The sequence below is a fragment of the Acinetobacter sp. WC-323 genome, assembly GCF_000314615.1.
Taxonomy (GTDB): Bacteria; Pseudomonadota; Gammaproteobacteria; order Pseudomonadales; family Moraxellaceae; genus Acinetobacter; species Acinetobacter courvalinii.
Map to the genome: position 1 here is coordinate 41,546 of NZ_AMZS01000012.1, position 17,923 is coordinate 59,468.

Sequence of the window (17,923 nt, forward strand, 5' to 3'; positions counted from 1 at the left end):
ATACGGTTGAACATTTCAGGACTGATGTAAAAAATAAGCGTACACCAAAACAACGCAAAAGCGTGTTTCAGTGGTTTCGTCTTCTTTCATCCGGACTATACCGTCGGCTTTGGCATCTCACCAAATCTGCGAGTATATAAAAATATATACAGGCTCGTGGGCTGGTTAGGTCATTTGATTGTGTTGCCTAACTTACCACCGGTGGGGAGTTTCACCCCGCCCTGAAGCGATGTACGTCGATTATAGCCAGATTTTTAAGTGAAAAGGCAACTTTTTATAGAATGTATCGTTCTATAAAAATGAAGAAAACTGCTGAGACTTGACGCTACTTTTCTATCATGATCAGTGCAACTGGTAATCCATTTCAATTGAGCATAGACTGAAAAGATAAAACAACAATAATCTGGAGTAGGCTCTATCATGGAAAAGACAGATAAAATCGAGCTGGAACAGCTAGCACAACAATTACATCGGCCTGTCATGAGCCTGAAGGCATTTTCTCAATTAAACCCGCAGGAGCTGGCCTGGCTCAACCAACAATTACAACATACCCTAGAACATGAAGATCAGAAAATGAATCAGAGTTTGTATCAAACTCCTTTTTTTCTACGTTGGCTGTTCCGAGATAAAGCCTAGGGGGCAAGCTTATGACTCGACTCGCGGTACAGGCAGAGATAATCAAATTGGCGCGTATCTTGAAGGTCAGCGAAGCTGAATTAGCCTTTTTGCAGCCTTTGGCACCAGAAAATTTAAGACAATTCCGTTTTGCCATACTAGAACGATTACAAAATCAGCAGAAAAAACGCTTCCGTTATTTGGCTGCCTGGGTAAGCTGGTTGCCGCGCTGGATCAGTGTTTTTATGGTCAAACACTGTTTAGAGCCGTTTATCGTGGCACAAATCGCCGTGTATTTATCGACAGAAAGTTCTTATCGTATCGTGAAGCATCTGCCAGCCGAAACTGTAGCCGCTATCTCGGTGTATCTCGACCCACGCTTGGCAAGAGAATTGTTGGGCTATCTCACCACGCATCAGATTACGGAGATTACCCGAGTTCTACTGGAACAACGTGATTTTGTTACCATGGGGCGTTTCGTCAGTATGCTGTCCGATGCGGTATTACAAGATGTGGCGCAAGTGGTCGAGAGTGAAAGTGACCTGCTGGAAATTGCATTTTTTATTGAGTCACGCGAGCAAATTGACCATCTGGTGCATGTCTTACCGAAACAGCGGATCGAGAAAGCGTTATTGATTATTGGCGATCCGGCACAGCGCCTCATCTGGCCAAAAGTTTTGGCCTTGATGAGTTACATCAGTTATGGGTTGAAGCAGGAGCTGGGTGATCTGGCGGTTCTGCAAGGCGAGCCTGTGATCAATGCGATTATTCAGGCTGCGCAAGAAGATCAGTTGTGGGAAGATATGCTACCGGTGGTGGCTTGCCTGTCAGCACAAGCCCAGCATTTTGTTGCTAATTTGCCGGCCTTAAGACGGGTCGAGATTATCCAGAGTATTGTTGAGGCGGCTGACCGTTGTGACTTATGGACAGATATGCTGGTCATTGTCAATTATATGCAAGATGAGGCCAGAGACGTGGTCGCGCGTGCAATTGCACAAATTGATGAGCAGGTCCTGCACCATATTGCCTATGCTTCGTTGTTGCGTTCCCAGTGGGAAGTGACATTTGACATCATGCGACGCATGCCTGTCGCAAAGCAGCAGGAGTGCCATCGTATCCTTGATGGCTATATGCAGCAGTTAGATCCTGAAACCTATCAATATTTAGATACATTGCTGGAGCGTTACCAGATTCAGTCCGCTATGGCAGGATCGGGAAACTAAATTCAAGATGAGGGAAGTGTATCCCGAATAGGCAATAGCATTTCGAGCGCATGTTCATATCCGCGTTCGACCAGTTCATCCAGTTTATGCCAGTCAAACATACCAATCCCTTCAATCGGCATACGAATGTGTAAATTCGCCCGTTCAATCGCTGCACTTTGAATCATGGTATCGCTGGCAAGGGTCGCAGTACGCATCAGGATCTCAGCCAGTCGTGGTGCGTGTAACAGCTTATCTTTAATAATTTTATTCCAGTTGAGCAGGGCACTCTGATCGGGTTCTTCCAGTCCGATACCGGGAACGCGAATATCATCATGCAAGCTGACATTGCTGGCAATAATGGTGCCTCTTTCCAGATTTTGCATGACATCGGTGGGCAGGTTGTTGATTACACCACCATCGCAGAGCAGGTTTTCATGCCAGGCCACAGGGGGTGCAACGCCTGGCACACTCATACTGGTGCCGACCCAAGTGGCAAGTTCACCCTGATCATGAATGACTGCCTGTCCGGTGGTCAGATTGGTGGAGATGCAGTAATAGGTCTGTCTGAGTTCTTCAATCCGCCGTTGCCCAAAGATGGCATGCAGGCGACTATGGAAACGCTGTCCCCGAATCAGGGAAACCCGCGGCATGGTGTAATCATTCAGATAGTTACGTGCCACAAAAGTCTCATAGGCGATATGCGTCATCTCGACACTGTCAAAACCACACGCCACCAGCGCCGCAACAAATGCGCCCATACTGGTTCCACCGACAATATCAATCGGGATATGTAGCTGTTCCAGGGCGCGAATCAAACCGATATGGGCGAATCCGCGTGCACCGCCACCACCCAGCACCAACCCGACCCCCTGACTGGAAATCTGGCGTGCTACCGCACAGATGTCATTTTGTGCCCAAGGATGGACAAAATAGTGGGCGCGGGCATGATAAAGCTGCTTCCATAATAGGGTATGGGGAGAAGGATCACCTTCAGAACGTAGCAAAACCAGTTCAATCGGACTTTGCCAGTCATGTTGACTGAGCACATGCGAGAGTGGGGTTCGTGTCGGGGTCTGATTGGCTTCTGCCAGAATCAGAATCCGGTCCGCCTGATGTAAACAGCGTTTTGACCATTCATCTTCACTATTATCGGCAGCATACAGGACATAGCAATGTTTTTCTTCCAGGCTGGCAAGCCACTGTCTGAGCTGTAAATCTGCAGGGCTATAATCCAATGGGGTTTGACTAAAACCAGAGCCAAACAGGGCATCGACATGTGCTGCAGACACCAAGCGAACATGCGGCCAGCGCTGTAAATGTTCGGTTAGTTTTTCTGCCAAATGGGTGGCAGGGATATGGGCTGAGACAGGAATCACGGAAAGCGTTCGGCTACTGCCCATAGCATGACTATGCTGCTGTTCGGATTGCGAGCGATGAATGATCAGCCGGGATAAAGCGAACAGGACTTTGGGATGCTGATGGATGAAATCCAGAAATTGTTGTTGTGGAATGCCAATGAGAGCAGTGTCCCGTACTGCATTGACTGTGCAATGATGTGGCTGATTGGAAATCACACCGGTTTCGCCAACCAGTTCATGACGGCCATAGTAGGTCAATACTCCCGTTGTGGTGGTGAGCTTGACCCGCCCATAAATCACAATATAAACATGATCGGCAATATCATGGGCACAGTACAGAGTTTGTCCGGTTTGTAGATGACGAATATGGCAAGCGGGAATCAAGCTCTTAAGTGTTGAATCATCCAATTCAGCAAAGAGGCTGACTTTGCTGAGAATATTAAGCATATCCATATTGATCAAATTATCATTATTGTCTGTTTATTAAACAAAGCCTGGCGATACTTTTCAAGTCTGTTTGCGTAAAACCAGGCTTGAGCTGAAGCAGGGCAGCTTTTATGTGGGTAAGGAAAGTAGTTCTGGATGCCAATAAAAAAGCCATAAGCAGCTTCATTCGCGGCTCATGGCTTTTTAGGAATCTTTTATACTTTATGCAATTTGTACCGGAATACAGTTTGCGGTGTGATTCACGGTATTGTCCGGGTTTGCATATACCAGACGTGGTTTGTGAAGATTGGCTTCAACTTCAGTAAAATCACCAAAAGTTGCGATAATCACTAGATCACCCACATCAGCTTGATGGGCTGCGCCACCATTGACCGAGATAATGCCTGAGTCGTCTTCACCACGGATTGCATAAGTGGTGAAACGTTTGCCATTCGTAACGTTCCATACGTGGATTTCTTCGTATTCACGAATTCCTGCCAAGTCCATTAATACGCCATCAATTGCACAAGAACCTTCATAATGAAGCTCTGCATGCGTCACAACTGCACGGTGAATTTTACATTTTAATAAACGAGATAGCATGGCTAGCGTCTCCTGAGTAAGACCTAAGATGATTATCTTATGGTTGACTTGTCACGTTTTCCGCGGGCTAGGGGCGGTTTGATGCGCATTTTGCGCCTAAAAATGCAATATGGCAAGCGTGATTGATCAACAATTCAGTTTAAGCGGGTTTGTAAGCGTTAATTTGATTCATTGCCTGTGATACTTGTCCGTCAACAAGCATTTTCACTTTCGATAAGGCATGATCAATTGCTGCATCCATTAGAGCTTGTTCACTACTAGGCGCTTTGCCGAGCACATGGCCAGAAACACGTTCTTTGGAACCCGGGTGTCCAATGCCAATACGTAAGCGATGGAAATTTGCACCGATATGCGGGACGATATCACGCAGACCATTATGTCCGCCGTGTCCGCCACCTGTTTTTAAACGGATGATGCCAGGGTCCATATCCAGTTCATCATGGGCAATTAAAATTGCTTCTGGTGCAACCTGATAAAATTTGGCAAAAGGGACAACACTTTGACCAGAACGGTTCATAAAAGTGGTGGGAAGTAATAGACGTACGTCGCGACCTTCAATTTGACCACGACCGCTGTATCCATGAAATTTAGGATCAGCTTTTAGGGAAATGCCATAACGGTCTGCAAGCTGTTCCACGAACCAGAAGCCTGCATTATGGCGGGTTTGGGCATATTCCTTTCCAGGGTTGCCCAAACCGACAATTAGCGAAATATTTGACACTAATTTACGCCTTTAACACTTATGCGCGTTTGAAGTCAGCGTGCATAGGTGTGTTTTTCGCTGGGTGACGTTGTAACGCTTGGATTTTAACGTTTTCAACTTTGTCACCGATTTTGATTTCGATCACTTCTTCGAAGAAAGCGTTGTTTTCTAAAGCTTTAACGATTTCGCGAAGCTCTAAAGTGATTGCTACAGGCTCAGCGCTACCACCGTAGATGATTGCTGGAATTTGTGAAGCGTGACGAAGGCGGCGGCTCGAACCTTTCCCTTGTTGTGCGACTTCACGTGCTTGAGCGTTTAATACGAAGTTTGCCATGGGCATATCCTCAATGGAGTTTAATGAACTAAACTTGCGACCAGTTTAGTGATAGAAAAACCCTAGCGAGCTAGGGTTTAAGAAAAAAAGCTGGGCTATTATAGATAACTATCGAACATTGCGCTAATAGATTCTTCGTTGTTAATACGACGAATTGTTTCAGCAACCATGCTCGCAACCGAAACCTGGCGAATTTTGCCGAGGCTCAAGGCTTCATCTGAAAGTGGAATGGTGTCTGTAACAACCAGTTCATCAATCACAGAATTACGAAGGTTATCAATGGCTTTGCCAGATAAAACAGGGTGGGTTGCATAAGCAACAACACGACGAGCACCAAATTGTTTTAGTGCATCGGCAGCTTTGCAAAGCGTACCTGCTGTATCGACCATATCATCAACGATGACACAGTCACGATCTTTTACATCACCAATCAAATGCATCACTTGTGATTCATTTGCTTTTTGGCGACGTTTATCAATGATGGCTAAATCGATATCACCCATTTGCTTGGCAACAGCACGGGCACGAACAACACCACCAACGTCAGGTGAAACCACAACGAGGTTATGATGTTGTTGTTGACGTAAGTCAGCCAATAACGCTGGCGTACCGTAAATGTTGTCAACCGGGATATCAAAGAATCCTTGAATTTGGTCTGCGTGTAAGTCAATCATGACTACACGGTCAATACCTACAGTTGTTAGCATGTCTGCAACAACTTTGGCAGTGATCGGTACACGTGCAGAACGTGGACGACGATCCTGACGGGCATAACCGAAGTAAGGAATGACGGCAGTGATACGACCAGCACTTGCGCGACGCAAAGCATCCGCCATCACCAAGATTTCCATCAGGTTATCATTGGTTGGGGCACAAGTAGATTGGACGATAAAAACGTCTTTACCACGAACATTTTCAGTAATTTCAACTGAAATTTCCCCATCAGAGAACTTGCTTACAGAAGCAGCACCGAGTGGGATATGTAGATGGCTTACGACTTTTTGGGCGAACTGTGGATGAGCACTTCCACTAAAAACGACAAGATTGGGCATGAAGCACCTGAGCGAGGGTTAAGCGAAGCTATGCTTCGACCGAGCGCAAGGGAAAAATTTTTAATTTTTCCAACGGGTAATTTGGAAACAATCTATTATATGGCAGGGGCGGCTGGATTCGAACCAACGGATGCCGAGATCAAAACCCGGTGCCTTACCACTTGGCGACGCCCCTAATGCGGCAGAACTTTAATCGTTTTATAGGACAATGTCAATATATTTGAGCAAATATCGATACAAAACAAGTCTGTCTAAAGATATGGCAGGGGCGGCTGGATTCGAACCAACGGATGCCGAGATCAAAACCCGGTGCCTTACCACTTGGCGACGCCCCTAAATTCAATGATATGTAATGGCAGGGGCGGCTGGATTCGAACCAACGGATGCCGAGATCAAAACCCGGTGCCTTACCACTTGGCGACGCCCCTATTACATATACATCTACAGGTGAAAATTGGCAGGGGCGGCTGGATTCGAACCAACGGATGCCGAGATCAAAACCCGGTGCCTTACCACTTGGCGACGCCCCTAACGTGTAACTGAGAAATGTCTTAACGGAGACTCTGCTAAACTGTTGACCAAGTAAGATTTACAAGGCGAGTTTTGCAAAATTTGCGCTGTATCCATTTCACCGGTTACTTCAATAAAAACACAAGCACCTGTACCTGTAAGCTTTGCTCGACCAAACTGATCTAAATACTGCATTGCTTCTTCTACTTCAGGGTATAACTGTCGAGCCAGAGGTTCAAAGTTATTTCCAAAATTAGAAGGTTCTATCTGATAGGCGCAAAATTTAGTGATCTTAGAGTCTCTTGTCAATGTTTTTTGCGAAAAAAGCTGTTGAGTGCTGATAAAACAGTCAGGTTTCAGGATTATGAATTTTTTTTGAGCTAAGTCTATGAATGATAAATGTTCACCGATGCCTTCAGCCCAAGCATTGCGGCCAAAAACAAAGATCGGAACGTCCGCACCCAGCTGTACGCCATAGTCGGCGAGTTGCTGCTCGTTTAAGCCACATTGCCAGAGCTGGTTCAGCACAATCAGGGTGGTCGCGGCATTGGACGAACCGCCACCCAGCCCAGCGCCCATCGGAATATTTTTTTCAATCCGGATATTCAGCCCACATGGTTTTTTGGCATGCGAACGTAAGAGCTGTGCAGCGCGATAGATTAAATTCTGTTCGAGTTGTACTTCTGCCAGACCTTCAATCTGAATATTTTCTTCTGCATGCGGTTCAAAAGTCATCCAGTCGTATAAATCAATCAACTGAAAAATAGTCTGTAATTCATGATAACCATTGTCACGACGACCAGTGATATGCAGAAACAAATTCAGCTTGGCGGGGGAAGGCACTCTAATCATAAAAAAATAATCTAAAAAATTATCGGTTTTGAATCACCATTGTAATACGGTTTTCTTTACCATCTGCAAGAGCTTGCTTCAACAAAAGCTTATTCGGAAGCGTTTGTGCATCGTTATAACTGAAATCTACAGTCCAGCCGTCTTCAATCAGCTGTTTAAGACGATTTTGCTCATCTTTACTGACTTGAGCATTCTGGGTTGCGGGTTTGGCTTGAATCCAGTAGGCAAGATGCATAATCGGCGCTTGCCAACCGGTTGCTTTTTCCAGTAATTCTTCTGGTGTTGCGGCCGTAATCAAGCCTGTTTTGGCACTATTTAAAGTGACCTGACCAGGTTTGCCCTCAATCTGGGTTTTACCTACGCCGAGGATACCGGTCAGCTCAATATCAAACTGATCCTGTTGCTGTACCCATGTAAAAAATGCACTGCCAGATTGTTGCGGTGTGCGGACACCGATTTTGCCTTGCAGGTTAAAATTATTTTCGTCTTGTAGTTGTGGTGAGGTAATCACTTTATTGGGCTGGCTCAGACTCTGACAACCGGTTAAAAACAAAATGCTACTGCTACACACGGCGAAGCATAATTTTGAAAACACGCGCATGGGTTTAACTCTTTTTTACAGTGATGGGTAAGATTAAGCTATCAAGCTGTTGTAATTGTGGGGCATTGGCATGTTTTTGTTTCAATTGCTGTAACACCTCGCTAAATTGCGTGAGTGCGCCTTGCATATACAAGGCTTTGGCATAGCGAATACCAATATTGACATTTTGACTGAGCGAATAGGCCTGACCAAGCACTTTGGCAGCCGTGTCAAAATCATTTTGTAAGAAAGCGATATAACCCAGAGTATCCAGAATCGATGCCTGTTCAGGTGCAAAATCCAGTGCCATCTCGGCGTATTTACGCGCCTCCTTGAGGCGGCGGTTTTGCAAGGCCAGGGTGTAGGCATATGCATTTAGATAGGTTGGGCTATTCGGCTCAAGCACCAGCAATTGCTTTAAGGTTTTGTCTAATTTGTCCCGATCTGTGTACGGGTCGAGTAAAAGCACTTCGGCATAAATCAGTTCCGGATCATCCGGCAAATTCTTGATGGCTTCATCCAGCAACGCCAAAGCGGCCTTTTTGTTATCCATTTTCTTCAGAATATCGGCCTGTGCCTGATAGAGGAAACTGGCATGTTGCGGATAGTTAACACGTTCCTGTGTCAGAAAGCGTAAGGCATCATTAAGCTGGTCCTGTTTCTCAAAAATCGCAATCATGTTGCGTCTGGAAACGATATACAGGCTACCATCGACCAGACGATAATAAGCCTTGGCTGTTTCATAATGCTGTTTGCGCTGGGCATTGATCGCCAGATAGTAATAGGCTTCATTTTGATATTTGGCCGATGACCGTAATTCCACCAGATATTGCTCGGCTTTTTCATATTGCTTCAGGTCAATACTGGTCAAACCTGCAATAAACAGCGCTTCTTCCGCTTTGGGATGATCTTTAATGATATCTTCAAGTTTGTCTAAAGCTTGCTGCTGCTGGTTGATCTGAATGTAATAGCGTGCTTCGGCCAGACGAATATCAATATTGTTTTTATTCTTGCGACTTGCCTTGGCAAACCATTTCTGTGTTTCTTCATCATCTTGCAAAGCCATGAGCAGATTGGCTTTCATTAAAATGAAACTGGTGGTTTTCGAGCGTTTTCTGAGTGCCCGATTAATGTTTTTAAGCGCTTGTTCATACAAACCATCTTGCGCTTCTAAACCTGCAATCAAGGCCAGAATAGAGGGATTGTTACGCTCTTCGCTGGCACGCAGGGCATTTAACAGCACTTCGCGATCTTGCGCCTGTTCGGGGGCAATCCCGGCTAAAATTTCTTCTAGATCGGCAGTCGGATCAATATTTAAAATTTTATCCAAGGTTTTTGCAGCCAGCTCGTACTCATGCGTTTTAAGCGCGATATGAGATAAATAGAATAAAGCTGGTACATCTTTGGGTTCTTGCTCCACCCAGTGGGTTGCAATGTCTAAGGCAGACTGTAAGTCATTATATTCTAAGGCAACATCTAAGGCGCGCTGCTTGATGGTGGTTGAATTACTACGAATTGCAAGCACGGTATAATTGTGTAGAGCGGTTGCAATATCATCATAAGCAAGAGAAAATTCAGCAATCATGCTTTGTTGTAAAGCATTTTCAAAGCTGTTATCTGCATACATGTCGTGTATTGCTTGTGCAGAGACATAAGAGCTCATGCTACCTAACAACAAGATTGTGGTAGAATACCGTCTAATCGTCTTGCCGCTAAAAAGGGTACGGCGATATAGCTGACGCAATTTTTATTGATCCAAAGTAATGCTTTTTATGACACCGATGTTGCACAATAACATAAATTTAGCGAAATGATGATCTGATATGTCTTTCTTTGCATTGGGTGTCAACCATCAAACAGCTTCTGTTGAACTTCGTGAACAAATTGCTTTCAATGCAGAGCGATTAGCTGCGCTATTGCTTGAACAAAACCAGAAGGCATCCTTGAATGACCTTGTGGTGGTGTCGACGTGCAACCGTACCGAAGTCTATGCCATGACAGAAGATGCGGAAAGTGTCCTGAACTGGCTGGCCCAAGTGAATAATATTGATGTAAAACAGTTAATTCATCATGTTTATCGTTACGAGAATGCTCAGGCTGTTACACATTTGATGCGGGTTGCCAGTGGTCTGGATTCGCTGATGCTGGGTGAACCGCAGATTTTGGGACAGGTAAAAAGTGCTTTGGCATTGTCAAAAGAGGCAGAAACCGTTTCTCCTGAACTGAATAGTGTTTTTGAGTATGCCTTTTATGCCGCCAAGCGGGTCCGTTCTGAAACTTCTGTGGGAAGTCATGCCGTTTCAATGGGTTATGCTGTTGCTCAGTTGGCATTGCAAGTATTTAGCCGTCCAGAAAAACTGACCGTAATGGTGGTGGCTGCGGGAGAGATGAACAGTTTAGTCGCTAAACATCTGGCTGAAATGGGGGTGGCAAAGATCCTGATTTGTAACCGTAGCCGTGAACGTGCCGATGTTCTGGCACAGGAAATTGCCCATCAGGTCGATGTTGAAATTATTCCTTTTACGGAACTTGCACAGAATTTGCATCGAGCAGATGTCATCTCGAGTTGTACAGGTAGTTTGCATCAAGTGATTGAATATTCAGATGTCAAAGCGGCATTGAAAAAACGTCGCTATCAACAGATGCTGATGGTCGATTTAGCGGTACCACGTGATATTGATCCCAAAGTTGAATCACTGGATAACGTGTATTTGTATGGCGTTGATGATTTGCAAAGTGTGATTGATGAAAATCTGGCACAACGTCGTCAGGCAGCGGTTGAAGCCGAGGTTATGGTCAACCAATTGGCTACCCAGTTGATGACCCAGCAAAAAGTCAAAGAGGCGAGTGGTACCATTCAGGCCTATCGTCAGCATAGTGAAGAAATCAGTCAGAAAGAACTGGCCCATGCCTTAGAGTCATTACAGCATGGACATGCCGCAGAGCAGGTATTACACGAGTTCGCGCATCGTTTAACCCAGAAGTTAATGCACCCGACTTCAATCTTGCTAAGAGAAGCCGCCAAAGCTGAAAATCCGGATTATTTCGAATGGCTACAGCAGCATTTACAAGACGTATTTGAGCACGAACGTAAACCAAGACAGTAAGGGTACTTTTTAGTTGGATTTAAGAATTTATTTTAATTTATAAGTAAATAGTGATTTGCCCAAGACTAATTTTAACTAAATAATTTTTTTAGAGTAAATAACGGTTTATATATTTGCATAGCAGATAGAATAGAAGTATTTTATGCATCTGAAAAATCACTTTAAGAAAGAACTATATAATGAAATTAAAACATCAAATATTAACCCTGTCGCTAATCTCAATTTTAAATACACATATTCATGCTGAAGATGTTGTAACAGAGAATCTGCAAGTTAAAAGTCCGTATGGTGCAGTGGTAGCCTCAATTTCAGCAGGGGCTGCTGAAGATGCTTATTTCTATATGCACGGAGAGAGCTATATTTATGGTACATCCACCGTTGTCGGTGAATTAAAAGCAACAGAATTGAATGCTGATAATATACGTATGACGGATAACAATAACAACACGCTGTTAGAAATTTCAGAGCAAAATACCGGTAAGGCTAATTTATATTTAAAAGGCTATGGTTATATAAGTGATGATTTAGTTGTTGATGAAAAAATTATTACGAAAGATTTGGAAGTTAAAGGCACAATAACAGGAAATGTTACAGGGAATATTGTGAGTAATGATATCTATGCAAAGTTCTTAGAGAGTGAAAAGCAGAGGACTCAGTCTTTAGAAGTAACGGGGCATTTAAATGCAAAAAATATAGATTTACAAGGAACGAATATCTCTTCTTTAGCTGATGCTACACAGGATAATCAGGCGGTTAATTTAAGACAATTGAACGCAGCTTCAACAAAAAATTTAGCTGATGCGAAAACTTATACTGATAATACTGCAAAAACTTTACGTGATGAGAATAAAGCGGAATTTGTAAAAATAAATAAAGCGATGCAGGATGGTGATAAAGAAACTTTAGCCTTAGCAAATAAAGCCATACAGGATGGTGATCAAAAAACTTTAGCGCTGGCGTATAAAAATACCACTGAAACAGCTACAACGATTCGTTCTGAAATGGAAAGAGCGAGTATCAATGTTTTAAATAATTCTAAATCTTATACTGATTTCCGTGTTGATCGTTTAAATGAAGATTTGCAATCTTTTAAAAAGGACTCTTATGCAGCTACAGCAGCAAGTCTTGCAACAGCATCTTTACCACAGCCTAGTAATGCTGGCTATAGCATGGTGAGTGCAGGTACTGGTACTTGGAAAGGTCAACAAGGATTTGCAGTTGGAATGAGTGGAATCTCAGAAGATAATAAAGTTATTTATAAGTTGGCAGGAACAGGGAATACTCAAGGTGATTTTGGGGGTTCTGCTGCTATTGGATATCAATGGTAATCCAGAAATAGATGAGGATATAAAAAATCTCTCGTGAAACGAGAGATTTTTTTTAAGACAACAGTCGCAAACTAATCTGTTTGGTTAACTCATTCAGCTGTTGACGCAAATTGCGTGATTCAATCAAGGAAATCGGCGATTTAAGCTTTAAGCGCAGATATTTTTCTTGTAAACCCAATGCATATTCTTTGGCCAGTTTATCTGCAATTTCAGGTGCCTGAGTTAATGACTGAATATTAGTGCGTTGCATAATATCAGCCAGCTCATGGCTATAACTGCTACATGCCCCCAGAACATAATAGGTTGCCAGCTCCTGATCATCAGGCAATTCATCAAATACAATATTCAATACGGCTAAAATTTTTGCCAGTAATTCATCCTGATCAATCACCGCGCGTAATTCTTCAAAATGAATGTACAAGAAGGGATGGTGCATTAAAATCGCTACCGCGAAATCTTCATCTTTGGTCTGGATGTTAAAAGACAACGAGGCATCATGGCTGACTTGAGGGGTAAAACGTTTGCCTAAACCCAGCTTTTCACGGAAAGATTGACTCAACAAATAACGAAATGAACCATGTTTAGGCAATAATTCAGTCAGTTCACGCAGTTCACCCATCACCAGACTTTTACCCTCAGGCGTGCTGACGTCATGTTGTCCGGTTAAATGGGCAAACACAAAGTCGGATAACAGCGGCGCCTGTTGCAGTAATTTCTGGAAGTTTTCCAGACCCTCACGGCGGATCAGCGAGTCAGGATCATGCTCATTGGGTAAAACAAAGAATTTTAATTCACGGCCATCATTCAGTAGCGGTAGCGCAATTTCCAGTGTGCGTCGTGCGGCCTTTTGTCCTGCAGCATCCCCATCAAAGGCAATAGTAATACGGGAGTTCTGTTTGAATAAGGTGGTTAAGTGATCGGCATTACTGGCTGTTCCAAGTGTTGCGACGGCGCCATTGATACCGTATTGCTGTAGCGCAATTACGTCCATATAGCCTTCCACCATCAACCAGTCATTGGCTTTCAGTTTACGGCCTTCATAGAGACCGTAAAGCAACTGGTTTTTATGGAACACTTCCGAGTCGGGTGAGTTAATATATTTCGGTTTAATCTCGTCATTCAGTGCACGACCACCAAAACCGACCACACGACCTTTATGATCGCGAATCGGGAAAATCACCCGTTCACGTAACAAGTCAAAATCCCGGCCACTGTCGCTTGAGCGAATCAGGCCGAGCTGTTTTAAGCCTTCAATATCTTGTGGAAAGGCTTTTTCAAGATGTTGCCAGTCTTCGGGTGCATAACCTAAACGCCAAAACTGGATGGTTTGTGCCGAGAGGCCACGTTGTCTGAAATAGTGTTGGGCTTTTTGACTATTCGGTAACTGGCGTTCATAAAACTGCGCCACATTCTCCAGCAGATCATACAGATTACCTTCCTGTACCGGCTCATCCATGTTGAATGAGGGATCAAACTGGGCAAACGGATCATCCATCACCCGATCCATATCGACAAAATGTCCATCGATAAATTCGTCGACTGCGGGTGATGCGACTGGATTTTCTTGTGCTGGTTTTACTGGCTGAGGTGTAGCGGCTTGTTGTGGACTGCGTTTATAAGAGAGTTTTTTATTGTCGTGATTATCTTTGGGGAGGTCGACACCGGTCTTGTTAGATAGCTCTTTCATCACATCGACAAAGTTACGGCCGTCGATATCCATTAGGAAACGGATGGCATTGCCATTGGCCTGACAACCAAAGCAGTGATAATACTGCTTGTCACGATAGACATGGAAAGACGGTGATTTTTCCTGATGAAATGGACAGCAGCCGGAGTAGGTACGCCCCGTCTTTTTTAACTTCACACGTTGACCGATCAAATCGACAATGTCGGTTCGATCTAAAATTTGATCAATCGTATGCTGTGGAATTGCCATGTGCGTTAAACCATTTCAGACAGGGAGTAAAACATTGTTGCAGCGCAAAAATGTTAGCAATCATTGTTGCATAAAATAAAAAACAGGCAAGGGAGACTTGCCTGTTTGCTGTATCAGATGATTGCAAATTAGTTTGCAGCATCGTCCTCAGTCGTGGTTTTTGCTTCAGGCTTGTCTAACAGGCCAAAGCTTAAACGGTTTTTCCAGCTTGGTTTGTCTGTACTTGCTGCTGGTGCTTCCGGAGCAGCCACAGGTGCTGGCGCAGCGGTTGCTTCAGTTTCAGGTTTATCCAGTAGGCCAAAACTTAAGCGGTTGGTTAAGCTGCGTTGTTCCGTATCGCTTTTGGCTTGTTCTTTCACCTGTACGGTTTTTGATTCACGTCCTAACAGACCTAAAGTGGCACGGTTGACCCAGCTACCTTCTTTACGTGCTGCACGTAAATTCACTTCACCATTCGATTTAACTAAATTCGGATAGTTCAGCTTGAGAATTTCAACATATTGTTGAGAGGTCGCCTGATCACCTAATTTTTGATAGCTATATGCCAAAGTGGCTAAAGCTTCAGGTGTTTGCGGGGTTTGTGGATAATGTTCAATCACCCATTGTGCACGTTCAGCAGCAGCCAGCCATGCTTTACGTTCAATATTGAAACGCGCTGCATTCATTTCACTTTCAGCAAGTTCCTGACCAATAAATTTCATGCGCTGTGCGGCATCTACAGAATACTGGCTACTTGGGAAACGACGGATCAGGTCAACAAAGTTCTGATATGCCACTTTGACATAGCTCACATCACGGTGTGATTGCTGCAGTGAAGTGTAACGAATCAGGCTGTCGTAATTCATTTCCATGTTGGCAACGCCACGCACGTAGTAAGCATAGTCAACATTCGGGTGTTGCGGGTTTAAACGAATAAAACGCTCTGCAAGCGCAATCGTCCCTTCATAATCTTTCTGTTTGAATTTCGCGTAGAGAAGCTCAAGCTGTGCCTGTTGGGTATATTGTCCCGTTGGATAATAGGTATCTAACGCTTCAAGTGATTTAACCGCATCGGTATATTGATTGCGTTCAAGTGATTTCTGCGCTTTTTCGAAATAAACTTGTTCACTTGATTGTGGTCCTTTATCAACCACTTCTTTCTTACTTGGATTGCTGCTACAGCCCACAAATGCAGACGCTACACCTAAAGATAGTGCAAGCACCGTAATTTTATAACGTGGTAGCGACATAAAAACTCCTCTGTTATTCTGGGCAATGAGCTACAATGGTGCTATTAAACCATTTTTGTACCGATCATCAAATGACTTCAGCACAATCTTCCAATTCAAACATCTCTGAAACAGATTTCTTACTCGAAGATTCTGTCGATGCAGATAATCATAATTCTGACTCAACTGCAACACGTTTATCGTTGCAAATTCAACTCGATGAAAACTATTTAGGGCAACGTATTGATCAGGTTGCCGCAATGGTGTGGAGCGAGTTTTCACGGGAAAAACTCAAGCAATGGATGAAAGACGGCCATCTGTTGGTAAATGGTAACATTGTGAAGCCGAAGTACCGTTGTGAAGGAAATGAGCTCCTTACACTTGAAGTTGAGCTTGAAGCGCAAACCTCAAGCCAGCCAGAAAACATTCCGTTAAATATTGTCTATGAAGATGACGATATTATCGTGATCAATAAAGAAGTCGGGATGGTGGTGCACCCAGGTGCAGGTAATCCATCTGGAACTTTGGTAAATGCATTGCTTTATCATGAGCCAAAACTGGCCGAACTTTCTCGTGCCGGTCTGGTGCATCGTATTGATAAAGACACCAGTGGTTTACTGGTGGTGGCTAAAAACCTGGAAGCTCAGTTTTCACTGAGTAAGCAACTGGCAAAGAAAACGGTTTATCGCGTTTATGATCTGATTGCCTACGGCAATATCATTGCGGGTGGCACCATTGATGAGCCGATCAAACGTCATCCAGTGGATCGTGTCAAAATGGCAATCTTGCCAGGCGGTCGTGATGCAGTGACACATTATAATGTGAAAGAACGCTTCCGTGACTTTACCCGTGTACAGGCACAGCTTGAAACAGGACGTACCCACCAGATCCGTGTCCATTTTAGTTATTTAGGCCATGGTCTGGTTGGAGATCCGGTATATATCAACCGTGTACGTTTTCCTGCAGGTGCTTCAGAAAAGTTAAGTAATATGTTGCGTAACTTTAAGCGTCAGGCCTTACATGCAGCCAAACTGGGTCTGGTGCATCCGCGTACAGGTGAAGAAATGATGTTTGAGGCGCCGTGGCCAGAAGACTTCACGCAATTGGTAGAAGTGCTACGCAGTGAAAATGAAGCCTATTAACTGAAGCGTTAGCTTCCTCTAAATCTCCTTCCTTAAAGGCGGAAGACTTTGGTGAATTTAAGGCTTTAAAGTGCTTTAAATTCCCTCTTCTTTTTTAGCAGAGAGTTAGGAATAGGTTAACGGTAGAAAAGAGAGCTCTGGAGATATTTATGCAATTTGTACAAGGTCTGCCCCAAGGTGTTTTTGTCGGCCAAACACGCATTGACCATCCAGACACAGTCGCAACGCCGAATCAGAGTTTGTCAGGGTTTAATCTGGCTTTGCATGTCAATGATGAGGCGCAGCGTGTTCAGCAACATCGTATGATCTTGCTGAATCAACTGAGTGAATTCGGCGTGGATAAAATCACCTGGATGACGCAAACCCACAGCACCATTTGTCATACCGTGAATGAACAGATTCCATTTGTTGCCCTTGAGGGCGATGGTCTGGTCACACAACGTGCCGGTCATGCCTTGATGATGATGACAGCTGATTGTCTGCCTGTAGTCTTGGGCAATGCTGAAGGGACAGAAGTTGCCAACCTGCATGCAGGCTGGCGCGGTTTGGCGGCAGGCATCGTGGAAAATACAATCGCTGAAATGCAGTCTCAGCCGAGTTGGGCATGGTTAGGCGCCGCTATTAGCCAGCCATGTTTTGAAGTCGGGGCAGAAGTCAAGGCTGCTTTCTGTGAGAAATATCCTGAACTGGCATCTGCATTTATGGCAGGGCAGGTCGAGGGTAAATATCAGGCAGATCTGTACGCAATCGCTCGTTTTATCTTAAAGCGTTTGGGCGTGGAAACGGTGCTGGGGGGTGATCAGTGTTCGTATCAGCAAGCTGAGGATTATTTTTCTTATCGCCGTGATGCCAAAACAGGTCGCATGGCCAGCTTTGTATTTATGCAATAAATTGCCGGCATTGCATTGCCGATTGGCCTTGTCGCATTTAAAAATGTTAAACTTGATCTAATTCCTTGGTTTTT

16 protein-coding genes, 4 tRNA genes and 1 riboswitch are annotated in these 17,923 nt (G+C 44.2%); of the genes, 6 read left to right on the plus strand and 14 right to left on the minus strand.

Annotated elements, in window-relative coordinates; translation table 11 throughout:
* Window positions 1–74 precede the first annotated feature (74 nt).
* Window positions 75–232, minus strand: a riboswitch (FMN riboswitch).
* A 188-nt stretch (window positions 233–420) separates the two neighbouring features.
* Both ACINWC323_RS17265 and ACINWC323_RS17260 read left to right on the plus strand, forming a co-directional pair.
* On the plus strand, window positions 421–636 hold the full coding sequence (locus ACINWC323_RS17265) for a hypothetical protein (RefSeq protein WP_009507053.1): 216 nt from the start codon (window positions 421–423) through the stop codon (window positions 634–636).
* 11 nt (window positions 637–647) lie between these two features.
* Window positions 648–1,838: a hypothetical protein gene (locus ACINWC323_RS17260; RefSeq protein ID WP_009507087.1), complete on the plus strand. Its 1,191-nt coding sequence runs from the start codon at window positions 648–650 to the stop codon at window positions 1,836–1,838.
* A gap of 2 nt (window positions 1,839–1,840) precedes the next feature.
* On the opposite strand, the gene ACINWC323_RS17255 is transcribed toward ACINWC323_RS17260, so the two are convergent.
* From ACINWC323_RS17255 to ACINWC323_RS17205, 12 genes are all read right to left on the minus strand, one after another.
* Window positions 1,841–3,631 (minus strand): patatin-like phospholipase family protein, encoded by a 1,791-nt coding sequence (locus ACINWC323_RS17255; protein ID WP_009507092.1) that lies wholly within the window; start codon window positions 3,629–3,631, stop codon window positions 1,841–1,843.
* A gap of 195 nt (window positions 3,632–3,826) precedes the next feature.
* A complete protein-coding gene (gene panD, locus ACINWC323_RS17250) occupies window positions 3,827–4,207 on the minus strand; it encodes an aspartate 1-decarboxylase (protein WP_004655255.1) in 381 nt (126 codons plus the stop codon).
* A 139-nt stretch (window positions 4,208–4,346) separates the two neighbouring features.
* Window positions 4,347–4,928 (minus strand): aminoacyl-tRNA hydrolase, encoded by a 582-nt coding sequence (gene pth / locus ACINWC323_RS17245; RefSeq protein WP_005229025.1) that lies wholly within the window; start codon window positions 4,926–4,928, stop codon window positions 4,347–4,349.
* Between the two features lie 19 nt (window positions 4,929–4,947).
* Window positions 4,948–5,244, minus strand: a complete 297-nt coding sequence (rplY, locus tag ACINWC323_RS17240; RefSeq protein ID WP_005229026.1) for a 50S ribosomal protein L25 — start codon at window positions 5,242–5,244, stop codon at window positions 4,948–4,950.
* Window positions 5,245–5,342: 98 nt separating this feature from the next.
* Window positions 5,343–6,296, minus strand: a complete 954-nt coding sequence (locus tag ACINWC323_RS17235) for a ribose-phosphate pyrophosphokinase (protein WP_004770906.1) — start codon at window positions 6,294–6,296, stop codon at window positions 5,343–5,345.
* Between the two features lie 100 nt (window positions 6,297–6,396).
* Window positions 6,397–6,471 (minus strand) — tRNA-Gln (locus ACINWC323_RS17230).
* A gap of 85 nt (window positions 6,472–6,556) precedes the next feature.
* Window positions 6,557–6,631, minus strand: a tRNA-Gln gene (locus tag ACINWC323_RS17225).
* An 18-nt stretch (window positions 6,632–6,649) separates the two neighbouring features.
* Window positions 6,650–6,724, minus strand: a tRNA-Gln gene (locus ACINWC323_RS17220).
* Window positions 6,725–6,751: 27 nt separating this feature from the next.
* Window positions 6,752–6,826, minus strand: a tRNA-Gln gene (locus tag ACINWC323_RS17215).
* On the minus strand, window positions 6,825–7,658 hold the full coding sequence (gene ispE, locus ACINWC323_RS0118645; RefSeq protein WP_032880894.1) for a 4-(cytidine 5'-diphospho)-2-C-methyl-D-erythritol kinase: 834 nt from the start codon (window positions 7,656–7,658) through the stop codon (window positions 6,825–6,827). Before ispE ends, ACINWC323_RS17215 begins: the two co-directional genes overlap by 2 nt.
* Window positions 7,659–7,677: 19 nt before the next feature.
* On the minus strand, window positions 7,678–8,259 hold the full coding sequence (gene lolB / locus ACINWC323_RS17210) for a lipoprotein insertase outer membrane protein LolB (RefSeq protein WP_005283912.1): 582 nt from the start codon (window positions 8,257–8,259) through the stop codon (window positions 7,678–7,680).
* 4 nt (window positions 8,260–8,263) lie between these two features.
* Window positions 8,264–9,982 (minus strand): tetratricopeptide repeat protein, encoded by a 1,719-nt coding sequence (locus ACINWC323_RS17205; protein ID WP_032880896.1) that lies wholly within the window; start codon window positions 9,980–9,982, stop codon window positions 8,264–8,266.
* 79 nt (window positions 9,983–10,061) lie between these two features.
* On the opposite strand from ACINWC323_RS17205, the gene hemA reads away from it, so the two are divergent.
* Window positions 10,062–11,345, plus strand: a complete 1,284-nt coding sequence (hemA, locus tag ACINWC323_RS17200) for a glutamyl-tRNA reductase (protein WP_009507125.1) — start codon at window positions 10,062–10,064, stop codon at window positions 11,343–11,345.
* A 179-nt stretch (window positions 11,346–11,524) separates the two neighbouring features.
* Window positions 11,525–12,673 carry a YadA C-terminal domain-containing protein gene (locus ACINWC323_RS17195; protein WP_009507119.1) on the plus strand — a complete coding sequence of 383 codons (1,149 nt, stop codon included), beginning with the start codon at window positions 11,525–11,527 and terminating at the stop codon, window positions 12,671–12,673.
* A 52-nt stretch (window positions 12,674–12,725) separates the two neighbouring features.
* Here the strand turns inward: ACINWC323_RS17195 and ACINWC323_RS17190 are convergent, their stop codons facing one another.
* Both ACINWC323_RS17190 and ACINWC323_RS17185 read right to left on the minus strand, forming a co-directional pair.
* Complete coding sequence (locus ACINWC323_RS17190; protein ID WP_009507101.1) at window positions 12,726–14,609, minus strand: DNA primase; 1,884 nt, start codon at window positions 14,607–14,609, stop codon at window positions 12,726–12,728.
* Window positions 14,610–14,737: 128 nt separating this feature from the next.
* Window positions 14,738–15,838: an outer membrane protein assembly factor BamD gene (locus ACINWC323_RS17185; RefSeq protein ID WP_009507099.1), complete on the minus strand. Its 1,101-nt coding sequence runs from the start codon at window positions 15,836–15,838 to the stop codon at window positions 14,738–14,740.
* Window positions 15,839–15,909: 71 nt separating this feature from the next.
* Here ACINWC323_RS17185 and rluD point away from each other — a divergent pair, with 71 nt between their 5' ends.
* Both rluD and pgeF read left to right on the plus strand, forming a co-directional pair.
* Window positions 15,910–16,959, plus strand: a complete 1,050-nt coding sequence (gene rluD, locus ACINWC323_RS17180; protein WP_032868283.1) for a 23S rRNA pseudouridine(1911/1915/1917) synthase RluD — start codon at window positions 15,910–15,912, stop codon at window positions 16,957–16,959.
* Window positions 16,960–17,108: 149 nt separating this feature from the next.
* The gene (gene pgeF, locus ACINWC323_RS17175; RefSeq protein ID WP_009507131.1) at window positions 17,109–17,849 is read left to right on the plus strand and encodes a peptidoglycan editing factor PgeF; all 741 of its coding nucleotides are present in this window, start codon (window positions 17,109–17,111) and stop codon (window positions 17,847–17,849) included.
* Window positions 17,850–17,923: the final 74 nt, after the last annotated feature.

Bases quoted from the DNA above. Each gene is read 5' to 3' on its own strand.
- lolB (WP_005283912.1), bottom strand. From the start codon at position 8,259: ATGCGCGTGTTTTCAAAATTATGCTTCGCCGTGTGTAGCAGTAGCATT.
- rplY (WP_005229026.1), bottom strand. From the start codon at position 5,244: ATGGCAAACTTCGTATTAAACGCTCAAGCACGTGAAGTCGCACAACAA.
- rluD (WP_032868283.1), top strand. From the start codon at position 15,910: ATGACTTCAGCACAATCTTCCAATTCAAACATCTCTGAAACAGATTTC.
- ACINWC323_RS17265 (WP_009507053.1), top strand. From the start codon at position 421: ATGGAAAAGACAGATAAAATCGAGCTGGAACAGCTAGCACAACAATTA.
- ACINWC323_RS17255 (WP_009507092.1), bottom strand. From the start codon at position 3,631: ATGGATATGCTTAATATTCTCAGCAAAGTCAGCCTCTTTGCTGAATTG.
- ACINWC323_RS17260 (WP_009507087.1), top strand. From the start codon at position 648: ATGACTCGACTCGCGGTACAGGCAGAGATAATCAAATTGGCGCGTATC.
- pgeF (WP_009507131.1), top strand. From the start codon at position 17,109: ATGCAATTTGTACAAGGTCTGCCCCAAGGTGTTTTTGTCGGCCAAACA.
- panD (WP_004655255.1), bottom strand. From the start codon at position 4,207: ATGCTATCTCGTTTATTAAAATGTAAAATTCACCGTGCAGTTGTGACG.
- ACINWC323_RS17195 (WP_009507119.1), top strand. From the start codon at position 11,525: ATGAAATTAAAACATCAAATATTAACCCTGTCGCTAATCTCAATTTTA.
- ispE (WP_032880894.1), bottom strand. From the start codon at position 7,658: ATGATTAGAGTGCCTTCCCCCGCCAAGCTGAATTTGTTTCTGCATATC.
- ACINWC323_RS17235 (WP_004770906.1), bottom strand. From the start codon at position 6,296: ATGCCCAATCTTGTCGTTTTTAGTGGAAGTGCTCATCCACAGTTCGCC.
- ACINWC323_RS17190 (WP_009507101.1), bottom strand. From the start codon at position 14,609: ATGGCAATTCCACAGCATACGATTGATCAAATTTTAGATCGAACCGAC.
- hemA (WP_009507125.1), top strand. From the start codon at position 10,062: ATGTCTTTCTTTGCATTGGGTGTCAACCATCAAACAGCTTCTGTTGAA.
- ACINWC323_RS17185 (WP_009507099.1), bottom strand. From the start codon at position 15,838: ATGTCGCTACCACGTTATAAAATTACGGTGCTTGCACTATCTTTAGGT.